Source organism: Blautia sp. AM23-13AC, from assembly GCF_003435675.1.
GTDB lineage: Bacteria > Bacillota > Clostridia > Lachnospirales > Lachnospiraceae > Fusicatenibacter > Fusicatenibacter saccharivorans.
The window spans coordinates 356,377-370,190 of sequence record NZ_QTUL01000001.1; the positions used below are offsets into that span (position 1 = coordinate 356,377).

General features: G+C 50.0%; 12 protein-coding genes. 1 reads left to right on the plus strand and 11 read right to left on the minus strand.

Annotation, left to right across the window (positions count from 1 at the left end; translation table 11 throughout):
* Positions 1-29: 29 nt before the first annotated feature.
* The 5 genes from DW642_RS01640 to DW642_RS01660 all read right to left on the minus strand — a co-directional run bounded on the left by DW642_RS01640 (position 30) and on the right by DW642_RS01660 (position 6,054).
* On the minus strand, positions 30-1,349 hold the full coding sequence (locus DW642_RS01640; RefSeq protein WP_117509063.1) for an aspartate kinase: 1,320 nt from the start codon (positions 1,347-1,349) through the stop codon (positions 30-32).
* Positions 1,350-1,483: 134 nt separating this feature from the next.
* Positions 1,484-2,803, minus strand: a complete 1,320-nt coding sequence (locus DW642_RS01645; protein ID WP_117509166.1) for a glycoside hydrolase family 32 protein — start codon at positions 2,801-2,803, stop codon at positions 1,484-1,486.
* A 117-nt stretch (positions 2,804-2,920) separates the two neighbouring features.
* Positions 2,921-3,781, minus strand: coding sequence for a carbohydrate ABC transporter permease (locus DW642_RS01650; protein WP_022461494.1), 861 nt, complete (start codon positions 3,779-3,781; stop codon positions 2,921-2,923).
* Positions 3,781-4,653 carry a carbohydrate ABC transporter permease gene (locus tag DW642_RS01655; protein WP_022461493.1) on the minus strand — a complete coding sequence of 291 codons (873 nt, stop codon included), beginning with the start codon at positions 4,651-4,653 and terminating at the stop codon, positions 3,781-3,783. The genes DW642_RS01650 and DW642_RS01655 overlap by 1 nt, the downstream gene beginning before the upstream one ends.
* A gap of 27 nt (positions 4,654-4,680) precedes the next feature.
* Positions 4,681-6,054 (minus strand): ABC transporter substrate-binding protein, encoded by a 1,374-nt coding sequence (locus DW642_RS01660; RefSeq protein WP_117509064.1) that lies wholly within the window; start codon positions 6,052-6,054, stop codon positions 4,681-4,683.
* 312 nt (positions 6,055-6,366) lie between these two features.
* On the opposite strand from DW642_RS01660, the gene DW642_RS01665 reads away from it, so the two are divergent.
* Positions 6,367-7,395: a LacI family DNA-binding transcriptional regulator gene (locus DW642_RS01665; protein ID WP_117509065.1), complete on the plus strand. Its 1,029-nt coding sequence runs from the start codon at positions 6,367-6,369 to the stop codon at positions 7,393-7,395.
* A gap of 114 nt (positions 7,396-7,509) precedes the next feature.
* On the opposite strand, the gene DW642_RS01670 is transcribed toward DW642_RS01665, so the two are convergent.
* The 6 genes from DW642_RS01670 to DW642_RS01695 all read right to left on the minus strand — a co-directional run bounded on the left by DW642_RS01670 (position 7,510) and on the right by DW642_RS01695 (position 13,812).
* Positions 7,510-8,205 carry an L-ribulose-5-phosphate 4-epimerase gene (locus tag DW642_RS01670; protein ID WP_022461490.1) on the minus strand — a complete coding sequence of 232 codons (696 nt, stop codon included), beginning with the start codon at positions 8,203-8,205 and terminating at the stop codon, positions 7,510-7,512.
* Between the two features lie 34 nt (positions 8,206-8,239).
* Entirely contained in the window at positions 8,240-9,832 is a 1,593-nt protein-coding gene (locus DW642_RS01675; protein ID WP_334294011.1) for a xylulokinase, read from the minus strand.
* Positions 9,833-9,864: 32 nt separating this feature from the next.
* Positions 9,865-10,347, minus strand: a complete 483-nt coding sequence (locus tag DW642_RS01680) for a GntR family transcriptional regulator (RefSeq protein ID WP_055226473.1) — start codon at positions 10,345-10,347, stop codon at positions 9,865-9,867.
* A 122-nt stretch (positions 10,348-10,469) separates the two neighbouring features.
* Positions 10,470-11,087, minus strand: a complete 618-nt coding sequence (locus tag DW642_RS01685; RefSeq protein WP_226906316.1) for a DUF5662 family protein — start codon at positions 11,085-11,087, stop codon at positions 10,470-10,472.
* On the minus strand, positions 11,065-12,960 hold the full coding sequence (locus tag DW642_RS01690) for an alpha-amylase family glycosyl hydrolase (protein WP_117509067.1): 1,896 nt from the start codon (positions 12,958-12,960) through the stop codon (positions 11,065-11,067). Before DW642_RS01690 ends, DW642_RS01685 begins: the two co-directional genes overlap by 23 nt.
* 96 nt (positions 12,961-13,056) lie before the next feature.
* Complete coding sequence (locus DW642_RS01695; protein WP_117509068.1) at positions 13,057-13,812, minus strand: exodeoxyribonuclease III; 756 nt, start codon at positions 13,810-13,812, stop codon at positions 13,057-13,059.
* Positions 13,813-13,814 lie beyond the last annotated feature (2 nt).

The following is a 13,814-nucleotide window of genomic DNA, read 5'->3' on the forward strand; positions in this document are numbered from 1 at the left end:
TCCTGACAGAGATTTTTTATAGATTCATTTTAGATCTGCGCTACGACAAAGATATCATAAATTGCTTTGATTGCTGTTTCAAAGTCGCGGTTTTCAACGCCAATGATGATGTTGAGCTCGCTGGAACCCTGATCGATCATCTTGACATTAACGTGCGCATGCGCCAGTGCAGAGAAAATCCTTCCGGCTGTGCCTCTCGTTCTTCTCATACCGCGTCCTACAACAGCAATCAGCGCCAGATCGGATTCAAGATCAATAGAATCCGGCTGTACGGCACGATGCAGTCCTGCGATAACCTGCTGTTCTTTTGCTGCAAACTCACTCTGATGAACAAATACCGTCATGGTATCGATGCCGGACGGCATATGCTCAAAGGAAAGATTGTTATCCTCAAAGACGCCAAGTACTTTTCTGCCAAAGCCAATCTCGGTATTCATCATGCTCTTCTCAATCGTGATGGATGCGAAGCCTTTCTTTCCTGCGATACCGGTGATTGTAAATTTCGGTTTACTGCAGGTATTCTCCACGATCATGGTTCCCGGATCCTGTGGTGCGTTGGTGTTCAGCACGTGGATCGGGATTCCCTCCTGACGGAGTGGGAAGATGGAGTCCTCATGAAGGACGGTAGCTCCCATGTAGGAAAGCTCACGCAGCTCACGATAGGTAATGGTGGAAATGACTTCCGGATCCTTGACGATACGCGGATCGGTTACCAGGAAACCGGAAACATCGGTCCAGTTCTCGTAGATGTCAGCGTGTACGGCCTTTGCCACGATGGAACCAGTGATATCGGATCCGCCGCGGGAGAAGGTTTTTACGCTTCCGTCCGGTTTTGCGCCGTAGAATCCAGGAACGACTGCGTTATCCAGATCTTTTAAACGCTCGGAGAGCACTTCGTCAGTCTTGTCTGCAAGGAAGTTTCCGTTCTCGTCGAAGCAGATCACTTCTGCAGAATCAATATACGTATATCCCAGATAATTTGCCATCACGATACCGTTCAGGTACTCTCCGCGGGATGCGGCGTAGTCCTCTCCGGCTGCTGCGGCAAAGTTTTCTGCGATTTTTTCAAATTCCGGGGAAAGATCCAGGCTGAGGTTCAGACCGTCGATGATCTCCTGATATCTCGCTTTGATGTTCTGCAGTTTCTTCTTGAAATCTCTTCCGGCAACTGCAGTGCGATAGCAGTCATACAGCATATCGGTTACTTTCGTATCAGCAGAATTTCGTTTTCCAGGAGCGGAAGGTACCACGTATCTTCTTCCCTCATCTGCGCGGATGATGTCTCCGACCTTCTTAAACTGCTCTGCGCTCGCGAGGGAGCTGCCGCCGAATTTTACTACTTTCTTCATAATAATCTCTCCTTGCGTTCTTTTCGGATATCTTTCGAAATCTCGTTTTTCAGCCCGTCACTTTAACGTTAGAAAGCTGTTACGTACTAGATTAGAACAAAATCCCGTATGCGTCAAGAACTTTTTTGGCTGATTCATTCATTCCACAGATAAATTTCCGGTTTTTTCTCCATTTTATAGGAGAATGTCTCTCCAAGCCCGTAAACCGCCTGGCTTAATACGTACTCGCCGTTGTTTGCATAAATTTCGATCATATTCGGATCCACGAAAATCTCAAGAAGATCGCCCTCTTTTAACTGCGGCGTCTCGGCATGAAGCCATCCTTTTGCACCGGATGGATAGACATCCGTGCGGTCTGCGCAGACTTTTCCGCTCTGCCGCCAGATCTTATAGCCGCCGATTTCCAGGCTTTCACCCTCTTTTAATTCGGCGCGGATCATGGCACACTCTCCGCATGCCGAAACGAGGGAATCCGTCTTTTTGCAGAATCCGTCGCGGATGGCAGGCAGAACACGGAAGTAAATATGATCGTTCTGTACATCCACCACACGCGGCAGGCAGAACATGCCTTGCCATATACCATCTACCGGTTCCGGCATCCGAAGCCATGCGATGGAAATCCGGTTTCCGTCCGCATCCGTCATGGTCTGCGGTGCATAGAGGTCACCGCCGCAGTCCAGAAGCTGCCAGTTCTCCGGAAATTTCATTGTGCAGGTTTTTTCATCAAACTCAGGCAGCATACAGATCGCCCGATCCGCATAGCCGTCGGTGTCCTCGATCAGTTCCATCGGGGAGAATACAAAGACGCTGCGTCCGTTTACGTTAAAGAGATCCGGGCACTCCCACATCCAGCCGAGCTTCTGTTTCGTCGTCGCCTGTCCGGCCAGATGCCAGTGGGAAAGATCCTCACTCTTATAGAATAATGCCTCGCCCTTGTGATCCTTCGTCGTGCTTCCAAGCACCATATACCATGCGTCGCTTCCCTTCCAGACTTTCGGGTCACGCGTGTGCGTATTGTCGCCGATTTCCGGATCGGTGAGTGCCGGGATAACAACCTCCTTATCCCCGAAGACATCAAAATGCATACCGTCCTTCGAAGTAAGGTGAAGCTGCGCCGAGGTAAAATCCTGATCAAGGCACTGATGAATATCCTTCGGATTTACCTGATTATAGTGAACACCCGTGTAAAAGAGATGCATCACGCCGTTCTCTTCTACTGCGCTTCCGGAAAAGCAGCCGTTCTGGTCCTCGGAAAGACTCGGGAACAGGGCAACGCCGACATGCTCCCAGTGAATCAGATCCGGACTCACCGCATGGCCCCAGTGCATGGTGCCCCAGCGCGGCGCGTACGGAAAATGCTGATAAAAAAGATGATACTGTCCCTTATAATAAATCATGCCGTTCGGGTCATTCACCCAGTTGCCCGGCGCTTTTACGTGTAATCTGTTTTTCATGTGTTTGATTTCCTTTCTGTCTCTTTCTTGTTGTCTCTGATAAGAAAAGCCGGAAAAAGAAAGCATTTTTAATTCCGCCCTCCTTTGCCCGGCTTGTTCTTGATTTCTATGATTTACTTATTTAACTGCTCCGGCTACGACACCGTTGATGATCTGTTTCTGCAGTGCCACGTACAGAATCAGGATCGGGATGACGCAGAGCAGAAGACCTGCCATGATGGTTCCGTAATCTGCGGAGTAAGTTCCGTAGAAGCTGTAGGTGGAAAGCGGCAGAGTCAGCAGCTTTTTGTCGGTCAGCACCAGGGACGGCAGCAGGAAGTCATTCCAGAATGCCATCGCATTCATGATTACCATGGTGGAAATGATCGGCTTTAACAGCGGGAACACGATGCGGAAGAAGGTCTGGGTGTGGGTACAGCCGTCGATGTAAGCGGCCTCCTCCAGCGCCAGCGGGATACTTCCGCGGATGAATCCGTGGAACATGAACACGGACATCGCCATGGAAAATCCGGTGTGCATGAAGATCAGGGTCAGTCTGTGGTTCAGAATGTTTAAGGTTCCGCCGTATACACTGACAAGCGGGATCATGATTGCCTGGAATGGAATGATCATGGATGCAACCATCAGTGCAAAGATGATATTGGAAAATACGTTGACATTACGCACGATGTAGTAAGCCAGCATGGCTGCGAGTACCGTAACCAGTACGGTTGCTGTTACGGTTACAACCAGAGAGTTCTTGAAGGCATTCAGGAAGTTCATCTGATTGAATGCTTTTACAAAGTTGTCAAACGAAAGACCTTTGATCGTAAACAGCCAGGAGAACGGGCTCTTGATGATATCACGTTTCTGTTTTAAGGAGTTGATGATAACCATGACAAACGGGAACATGAACGCACAGAAAACGATGATCATAAGGAGCATAGCCAGCGCGTCAGTTACTTTTTTCTTTGTTCCGCCAATTTTCTTCTGATTCATTATGCTTCAACCTCCCTCTTCTTGGTGGTGTATACCTGAATACCGCTGATGCAGGCTACAATGATAAACAGGATAAAGGCTTCTGCCTGGCCGACACCGAACTGTCTCGATGTGAATGCTTTCTCATATACGTGCATGGCTGCCATCTCGGTGGTTCCGTACGGAGCACCGCCGGTTAAGGACAGGTTGACATCGTATACCATGAACGCACGGGACAGGGTCAGGAAGAGGCAGATAGTAACGGAGGACATCATCAGCGGAAGGATAATGTTTTTCATTTTTACCCAGCCGGATGCACCGTCGATGCTTGCCGCCTCGAGCACGTCCTCGGAAAGTCCCATAAAGCCGGCAACGTAGATCAGGATCATATAGCCTGCCAGCTGCCATACTGAAACGAGCACCAGCGCTGCAAATGCTTTGTTCGGGGTAGAAAGCCAGGAAATTTCAAACAGGCTCCATCCTGTGGTCTCACCGATGCTGACGAAAACACGGGAGAATACGAACTGCCAGATGTATCCAAGTACGATACCGCCGATCAGGTTCGGGGTGAAAAATCCGGCGCGGAAGAAGTTCTGACCTTTGATGCCGCGGGTCAGGATATAAGCCAGTAAAAAGGCGATCACATTGACGAGAACAACAACCGCAATGACATATTTAAAGGTTAACAGCAGGGATTTCCAGAACTGCGCGTCGCGCATAACGGCTGCGAAGTTGGAAAGTCCTACAAAGTTTTTCACGCTGGAAACACCGTTCCAGTCGGTTAAGGTCAGGTAAATACCGTAGATAAACGGTACCATGACGACTGCCAGGAAGCAGAACAGGCCCGGCAGCGCAAATACACAGAAATCTTTTCCCTTGTTGCTTGATTTCATTTTCGTTCCTCCTTCATATCCTCCGGCTTACTGCTCATCCCAGTATGCCTGGATGGAATCTATCAGTTCCTCGCGGTCACTTCTTCCGGCCAGATATTTCTGCATTGCCGCACCAAGGACAGACCAGTGATCGTTCGGCACGATCGCAGATGCGTTGAATGCTCCGCCGTTCTGTACTTTTTCGTAAATGTCGCGGCTTAACGGATCGCTTGGCTCGTTCGGGTTGTTTTTAAACGGAGGGATCAGGCTGCAGGTCTTTACAACCATCTGCTGTCCGATCTCACTGTAAACCAGCCAGTTCAGGAACTCTTTTGCTGCTGCTTTCTGCTCGTCGGTAGCCACGATATCATCCAGCATGATCTGTTTGGACGGGGATGCCTGGATTTTGCTGTTGACGAAGTCGTCCGGATCATTGTTCAGGAAGTATGGAAGGAAACCGTACTCGTCGGTCGTCTCGGCTCCTGCCTCCTCAAGGTTCGGCCATGCCCAGTTTCCGTTGAACCAGAAAGCGGTTTTTCCGTCTGCCAGGTCAATTGCCATCTCATCGTAATCTGCGCCGAGTGGATCGCCCTTTGCTACGTTGTACTCTTTTAACAGGTCAAAGGTATTCAGGAACTCGTTCATGCGGGTGTAGTCCGGCAGATATAAGGTTCCGTCCTTCAGCTCGTTGATGACTTCTGCTGCACCGTCGGAGGTTCCGTTGTATGTCTCGTAGATGTACTGCAGCTGGTGTGCTCCAAGGGACCAGTCTTCTTTTGCCATGGAGATCGGATTCTTCATTCCGTTGTCCCGCAGGCTCTGGAGAAGTGCTGCGAAATCGTCCTGGGTTTTGATATCGGATGGATCGAACTCGTTACCTAAGGTATCTTCAATCACGCTCTTGTTGTAGATAATACCGCGGCCCTCGATACAGAGCGGGAAGCTGTAAACCTTTCCGTTGATTTTGGTCAGGTACTCTTCTGCCTCGCCGGTCCATGCTTCATTGCTTAAGTCGGCTGCTTTTTCTTCTGCCAGTGCAATGACATCGGTCGTATCCAGAATAGAAAGTGTCGGTGGGTTTCCGGAGTTGTAGAGGCTGACTACTTTGGTATAAGGAGAATCGCCGTCCGTTACCGGCATGATCTCAATATGTACGCCTGCTTTCTCCTCGAACACTTTTGCAATCTCTTCCAGTGCTGTCTGGATTTCTGCTTTTGTGTTCATGATGACGATACTCGTTCCGGAAAGCGACGTATCGTACTGGAAGGTATCGGTGGTCATGTCGATCGGCACTTCTTCTTTTACTGCGTTCGGGTCATCCGGATCGCTTGCGAAGCCGAAGGTGCATCCGGTCAGTGCAGAAGTAAGAAGCACGCCGGACATTCCAAGAGCTGCCGCCCTGGCACTAAATTTCTTTCTCATCACAATTCCTCCTGTTATCTCTGGACAGCTGGTCCTGTCCTTCGTTTTGTGTAACCGGTCAAGTAACCGGTTACTTTCATTGTCTTTATCATAGCATTGACAGTGGGTTTCGTCAATATTTTCTTTACTTTTCGTGATTTTCCATAATTTTGTTTTTGGCTTTTGTGGAACTTTTACAAAACCGGTTACTTAACCGATTCCCGCTTGTTCCGGCGGGCGAGAAATGTTATACTATCTTCATATATTATTTGTTTTTTTCTGAAAGCTTACATGATTCACGCAACACTTTTGAAGGGAAGGACACTTGAACTTATGGCACGAAAAAAAAATGTAACCTTTAATGATATTGCACAGTACACGCATTTTTCCAAAACAACCATTTCCCGGTATTTCAACAACCCGGATTCCCTGACACCGGAAAATCAGCAGATCATTTCCGATGCACTGGATAAACTGAACTATAAAGAAAACAAAGTGGCAAAAATTCTCGCGAACGGACAGACCGAATTTGTCGGCGTCCTGATCCCGAGCCTCTCCATGAACTACTATTCCGAGATGCTGAATCAGATTCTTGCTTCTTATGAGAAATATGGCTATAAATTCCTCGTCTTCGCCGGAAACGGCCACAACGAGACGGAGCACCGCTACATTCAGGAGCTGATGTCGTACAAAATCGAGGGCCTCATCGTCCTCTCCCATACACTCTCCTCCCGCGAACTCTCCGATCTGCAGATCCCGGTCGTTGCAATTGAGCGCGAAGACCAGTTCGTCAGCAGTGTCAATACAGACAACTACCTCGGCGCGTACGAAGCGACTTCGCTTCTGATTCATAACCACTGTGATGTCCTGATTCATCTGAACTCACCGACCAAAGAAAATGTTCCTGCCTACCGCCGTCTCGTCGGTTTCCAGGATGCCTGTGTAAAGGCCGGTGTACCGCACAAGGTTATCATTCGGGATTTTGGACTCTCTTATCAGGAAGCCGCAGCACCGCTGCAGGAAATCTTTGACAACATCGAACAAAAATATGCCGGTCAGAAAAAGGGCATCTTCCTCTCCAACGATGATCATGCCAATATTCTTTTAAATCTTCTGATCCGCAAATACCATACCCTGCCGGACGATTACGAACTCATCGGCTTCGACGGTGCGCCTATTTCCGAGCAGGCTATCTATCCGATCAGCACTGTCGGCCAGCAGATTGACCAGATTGCAGACGAGGCTGTTTCCCTTCTGGTCTCCCAGATGCAGGAACGGAAAAAACGCCACCCGGTGCCGCTTGCCGAGCCGGTTCACAAGACCGTTCCGCCGCTTCTGATCCGGCGTCAGACGACCACTTGATTTTAAAAGCAGATTTCTATCATAAAAATGTTTTTATCAAAAAAGTGTCATCCACCTGCGGGCTGTGTGCCCTGCAGTTTGTGGATGACGCTTTTCTTATCTTCTTACTCTTTTTTAGTTCTGTCCGTAATAAGCATTTGCACCATGTTTACGGTAATAGTGTTTATCCTGCAGCTCCTGCGGTGCCGGCTGGATTCTCGGGTTGATGGTCTCGGCACGGTATGCCATTTTGGCAACCTCTTCGAGGACAACAGCATTGTGAACAGCCTCATGCGCATCTTTGCCCCAGGTGAACGGTCCGTGGTTCTTGCAAAGAACGGCCGGAACGGCTTTTACATCTTTTCCCATCCGTTTGAACTCATTGACGATCAGATGGCCGGTGTTTTCCTCGTATGCCTCGTCAATCTCTTCTTTTGTCAGGCAGCGCAGGCACGGTACTTCACCGTAGATGTAGTCTGCATGGGTTGTTCCGTAGCACGGAATGCTTCTTCCCGCCTGTGCCCAGCTTGTCGCATATGAGGAATGGGTGTGAACAATGCCGCCGATCTCCGGAAATGCTTTGTACAGCTCCAGATGGGTCGGGGTGTCAGAAGACGGACGGTAGCGTCCTTCTACTTTGTTTCCGTTCAGATCCATGACAACCATATCGTCCGGTGTCAGCAGGTCGTAATCCACGCCGCTTGGTTTGATGACGAACAGACCGCTTTCCCGGTCAATCTCGCTGACATTTCCCCAGGTAAAGGTAACCAGTCCGTATTTTGGAAGAAGCATGTTGGCTTCGTATACTCTTTTTTTCAGTTCTTCTAACATTGTGTTGTCCTTTCTGTCTTTCCCAAACGATGGTTCATTTTAAGCTCTCTACTGCTGCACGCTCAATCGGCAGGCCTTTTTTGTAGCGCTCGGTGAATACTTCAAATCCAGCGACGTCTGCCGGGTCCGGATCCATCTTGGTTCCGGCATTTCCTGCGAAGACTTTTGCATCGAGGTAATCCTCGAGTGTTTCATTCTCTTCTTTGTTGATCATATAAGAAGCCAGCAGCGCGATGCCCCAGGCTCCGCCCTCTCCTGCTGTCTCCATGACGGAAACCGGTGCGTCGATGGCACCTGCGAGGATCTTCTGGCCGACACCTTTTGTCTTGAAGAGACCGCCGTGGCCGAGAATCTGGTCGACCTGCACATGCTCCTCTTTCATCAGGATATCAAGGCCGACTTTCAGGGCGCCAAGGGAAGTAAATAGGTTGACTCTCATAAAGTTTGCCAGATTGAATTTCGCATCCGGAGTACGTGCGAAGACAGGACGGCCCTCGTTGAAGCCGGTTACGTGCTCGCCGGAGAAGTAGTTGTAGGCAAGGAGTCCGCCGCAGTCTGCGTCGCCCTCCAGGGCTTTGTTGTACAGCTTGCCGAACAGATCATTCGTGCTGATTTCCATGCCGAAGGTCTGCGCAAATTCACGGAAGAGATTGACCCATGCATTCAGATCAGAAGTACAGTTCTGGCAGTGCACCATGGCAACTGGATGACCGGACGGGGTTGTTACCATATCGATCTCCGGGTATACTTTGGAAAGGTTCTTCTCCAGAACGATCATAGCAAAAACGGAAGTTCCGGCAGACACGTTTCCAGTTCTGACGCGGACGCTGTTTGTTGCTGCCATACCTGTTCCGGCATCTCCCTCCGGCGGGCAGAGCGGAATGCCTGCTTCCAGATTTCCGGACATGTCGAGAAGTGCGGCACCTTCTTTTGTCAGAACACCGGCATTGTCACCTGCGGTCAGAACGTGCGGCAGAACATCGAGTGCTTTCCATGAATATGCTTTGTCTGCGACTGCCTCGTCAAATTTGGCGATCATGTCGGCAAAGTAAGTGTTGGTTTCAGAATCGATTGGAAAGATTCCAGATGCCTCGCCGACACCAACGACACGCTCGCCGGTCATTTTCCACTGAATGTATCCGGCAAGGGTTGTCACGTAGTCGATATCTGCCACATGCGGCTCACCGTTTAAGATTGCCTGATACAGATGGGCGATAGTCCATCTCTGCGGGATGTGGAATCCGAAAAGATCGGTCAGCTTCTCGCTTGCTTCTTCTGTGATATTGTTTCTCCAGGTGCGGAACGGCACGAGGAGGTTTCCTGCTTTGTCAAATGCCATATAGCCGTGCATCATGGCACTGAAGCCGATGGCTCCGACGCGGGTCAGGGTGATGTCGTATTTTTCTTTGACATCAGCTGCCATTTTGGTATAGGCATCCTGCAGGCCCGTCCAGATGTCCTCGAGGGTGTAGGTCCACACGCCGTTGTCGTAGCGGTTTTCCCACTCGTGATCTCCGGATGCGATCGGGGCGCTGTCTGCGCCGATCAGGACGGCTTTGATTCTGGTTGAGCCGAACTCAATACCAAGTGCTGTTTTCTGTTCGAGGATTGCTGTTTTTGCATCCATTCCCATTGTTTTTTCCTCCCTTGGGTTCTTTTCTATTTTTTCGTCTCTGTTGACAGATTTTTTCCTGCGGTGGATTCTCTTACGATGAGTTCCGGGGAAATCAGGCGTTTGACGCTGCTTTCTTCTTCCGGGACTTTTCTGATTTTTTCGAGAATGAGCTCTGCTGCCATCTCACCGAGTTTTTCCTGCGGATGGGCAATGGTCGTGATCCCGATCGGACTGCTCTGGCCGATCAGCGAGTTGTCGTATCCGGTGACGGCGATGTTTTTTGAATTATGACGCTGGATTACGCGCTCGGAGCAAAAGGTTCCTTTGCCGTGCTGGGCGGTGATGTAGCCTTCATTTTCGAGAAGAGCGAGGGCCTTTCGGACGGTGTGGCGTGAGAGGGCGTATTCCCGGGTCAGTTCGTTTTCGGAGGGAAGCTTCTGGCCGGGTTTTATGGTTCCGGAGAGAATCTGCTCTTTTAGGGCTTCCATCAGGGTGTAGTATTTGGCTTTGCCGGTGGTTGGTTCCATGTGATTGGTGATTCCCCTTTCTGGAATTCATAATACAACTTGTACGGTTGTTGTGACAAGTTGTATTTTGTTGTGGGAAAGGGACGCTCAGGAGTATCGGGCGGGCGGATAGGTCCAATACCTTAATGAGTGGACGGGGACACTTTCTTGCGAATGGCCTCTTCGTAGACAGTGCATTCTTGAGGACAGTGCATTCGCGGGACGGGGTCACCTTTTAGGAAGTGGTAGCGGATGTAATAGAGGGTATCGTCTTCGCCGCGTTCCGAGAGCATGCGCAGCAGAAATTCGAGCTGCGAGAGTGTCTCGGGATGGACGAACCAGAGGTGGCCGATTCCTTTTTTGAGATACTGGTACGGCGCCTGATCGGTATAAGCGTCTCCGAGGTAGACGCGGGACGCGCTGATGCGGTCCATAATCATCTCGGCGACGTAGCGGCGCGGCATTGGGACGCCTTTGATGATAGTGTCACAATTGATACCGTAATCAATCCAGTATTCAAAATGATGTTTGTTGCGCCCTTTATGGTGCATCCAGGATTTTGACATGCCGGTGTCTTCGCGCTCGGCGTTATTGGGACTCCGGTCGCCCTGATAGTATTTCATGCCGACCAGAAATTCCGTCGGCGAATATTTCGAGAGGTCGTGGGTCAATCCCTGCCAGTACAGTCCTATTTTGAAGCAGTACCGCATGACCCACATTTTGTGTGTGGTAATGGTTTTAAAGTGCTGCCATGCTTTCATCATTCTGCCTCTTCTCCTGCTTTCCTGTTAAAATTATGATACTGCGCGGCGGCACGATGACCGTTTTTGCGCTGACTTTTTTCTGATTTTCTTCTGTCAGGAAGACTTCCGGTGTGTTGGTGTCGGCCGTCAGATACCAGACCTTCTGCTCCGGGAGGGACGGCAGTGCCAGCTCATGCGGATTCCAGTGCATGTTGTAGGCAATATAAAGATCGTCGTCCTTGTTTCCGTCTTTGTCCTGGAAATAGCTTCCGCAGTACATGACGCCGATAAAACGGCATGTGTTTTCCATCTGGGAGAACCAGGCTCTCTGGCTGTGGAAGGACATATCCGGGCAGCCGTAGGATTTGTAGTCGATGAAGCGCGGCTCGCGTTCGCCGTGCAGCGCCGGATGCGCCTTCCGGAAGGCGATTGCTGCTTTTACAAAGGCGGCAAACTCCGGATTCCGGGCGGCTGCTTTCCAGTCGATCCAGCCGGTTTTGTTGTCCTGGCACCAGGCGTTGTTGTTGCCCTTCTGGCTGTTGCCGAATTCATCGCCGCCGTAAATCAGCGGTGTTCCCTGGCTTGTCATCAGCATGAGAACGGCATTTTTCAGCTGGCGGAGACGCAGCGCGCGCACAGCCGGTTTCCGGGTCACGCCTTCTGCGCCGCAGTTCCAGGTCAGGTTTTCGTTGGAACCATCCATATTGTCTTCGCCGTTGTCCAGATTGTGTTTCTGTTCGTAGGAAACGCTGTCATACAGGGTAAAACCGTCGTGATCCGCAAGATAATTGATCACACCGTGTGTCTCCGGGCTTCTTCTCAGATAATAGGTGAAGTCGGAAAGGCTGCCCTCATCGCCTTTTAAGAAGCGGCGGATATGGTACTGGTAGCCCTGATTGTGTTCCCCTAAATTCCGGAACCACGGGCGTTTTCCCTGATAGATCCGTGCGCCGTCAAAACCGAGGAAAATCAGTTTCGTCTTCCGAAGGAGTGCATCTTTGGACGCTTCTTCTGCCAGCGATGCATCGCCGACCAGATGGAAACCGTCGATCTGATAGCGGAGCTGCCAGTGGTGCAGAACCTGCAGGGCAAAACCAGAAGGCGTTCCCGGGGCAAAACAGAATTCCATCAGGCATTCGATACCATTCTCATGCAGGGCATCGACCATCTCTGCGAACTCTGCGACGGCATCTGAGGATGCAGCATACGAAGCTTTCGGAGCAAAATACAGGGCCTTTGTGCCGTATCCCCAATAATTCACGCGCTTCTCTTCCGCCGGCGCCGGATATACATAGGCCGGCTCCGTAAGGGAGGTCCACTCAAAAAACTCGTAGGACGGCATCAACTCTACTGCATTGATACCGAGTTCTTTTAAGTATGGAATTTTTTCGATCACGCCGCGGAACGTTCCCTTGTTCTTTACACGGGAGCTTCCGTCTTTGGTGAAACCGCGCACATGGAGCTTATACAGAATCGTCTCCTCATACGGCCGGTGCAGTGAGGTGGTGCGCATTACCGGGTACTCCGGGAGAAGGCAGCAGCAGGCGCCCTCTTCTTTTTCCATCGGTGCACCGAAGGTTTCTCTTCCTTCTACTGCTCCCGCATACGGATCCAAGCAGAAAGCTTCGTCCATCCGGTAGGCATACGAAAACTTTCCTACCGTCAGGCCTGTGATTTCCACGGAACTGATCACGCCAGTGCGCTCCTCTTCCGGAAGCGGCACGGTAAGAAACGGTTTCTGGTGACCTTTCCGGTACAGCAGAAGCTCTGCTTTTTTTCCATCTGATACTTCTACGGCAAAATTGTATCCGTCTTTCGTCGCCGATGCGCCCATTTTCTCCGGATTTCCCGGTAAAATTCGATATTTTCCTCTGTTTTTTGTCTGTATCATAATTCCCGCCCTTATTTTTTATAATTTGTTGCAATTGTCATACTATTAATGTAAATCATTTGAATAAAATTGTCAATTGACCAATGTTACCAATTGTTATACCTCTAAATCCAGTTCCACCGGGCAATGGTCGGAACCGAGAATTTCGGTATGGATTTTGGCATCTGCAACTGCATCTTTTAAGGACTCTGATACCATAAAGTAATCAAGCCGCCATCCTGCATTCCGCTGGCGTGCCTGGAAGCGGTATGACCACCAGGAATACGTCACGGTGTCCGGATACAGCATACGGAAGGAATCAACAAAGCCTTTTTCTTTGATCACAGCAAATTTTTCGCGCTCCTCTTTCGTAAAGCCGGCGTTTTTCTCATTTGCCTTTGCATTTTTGATATCCATCTCGGTCGCTGCGACGTTCAGATCTCCGCAGAAAATCACCGGTTTTTCCTGCTCCAGTCCTTTTAAGTAAGAAAGAAACGCATCCTCCCACTCCATCCGGTAGGCAAGGCGTTTTAATTCATCCTGCGAATTCGGTGTGTAGACGGTTACAACAAAGTATTCCGGAAACTCTGCCGTGATCACACGGCCTTCCATATCATGTTCTTCGATTCCGATACCATAGCGAACAGAAATCGGCTCCTCTTTGGTAAACAGGGCCGTGCCGGAATATCCTTTCTTTTCCGCATAATTCCAATACTGATGATAGCCGGGCAGCTCAAGGTCGATCTGTCCTTCCTGCAGCTTTGTCTCCTGCAGGCAGAAAATATCGGCATCTGCCGCCTCAAAGTATTCCTGAAAGCCTTTCTTCATGCAGGCTCTCAGTCCATTTACGTTCCAGGATATCATTTTTTTCATAC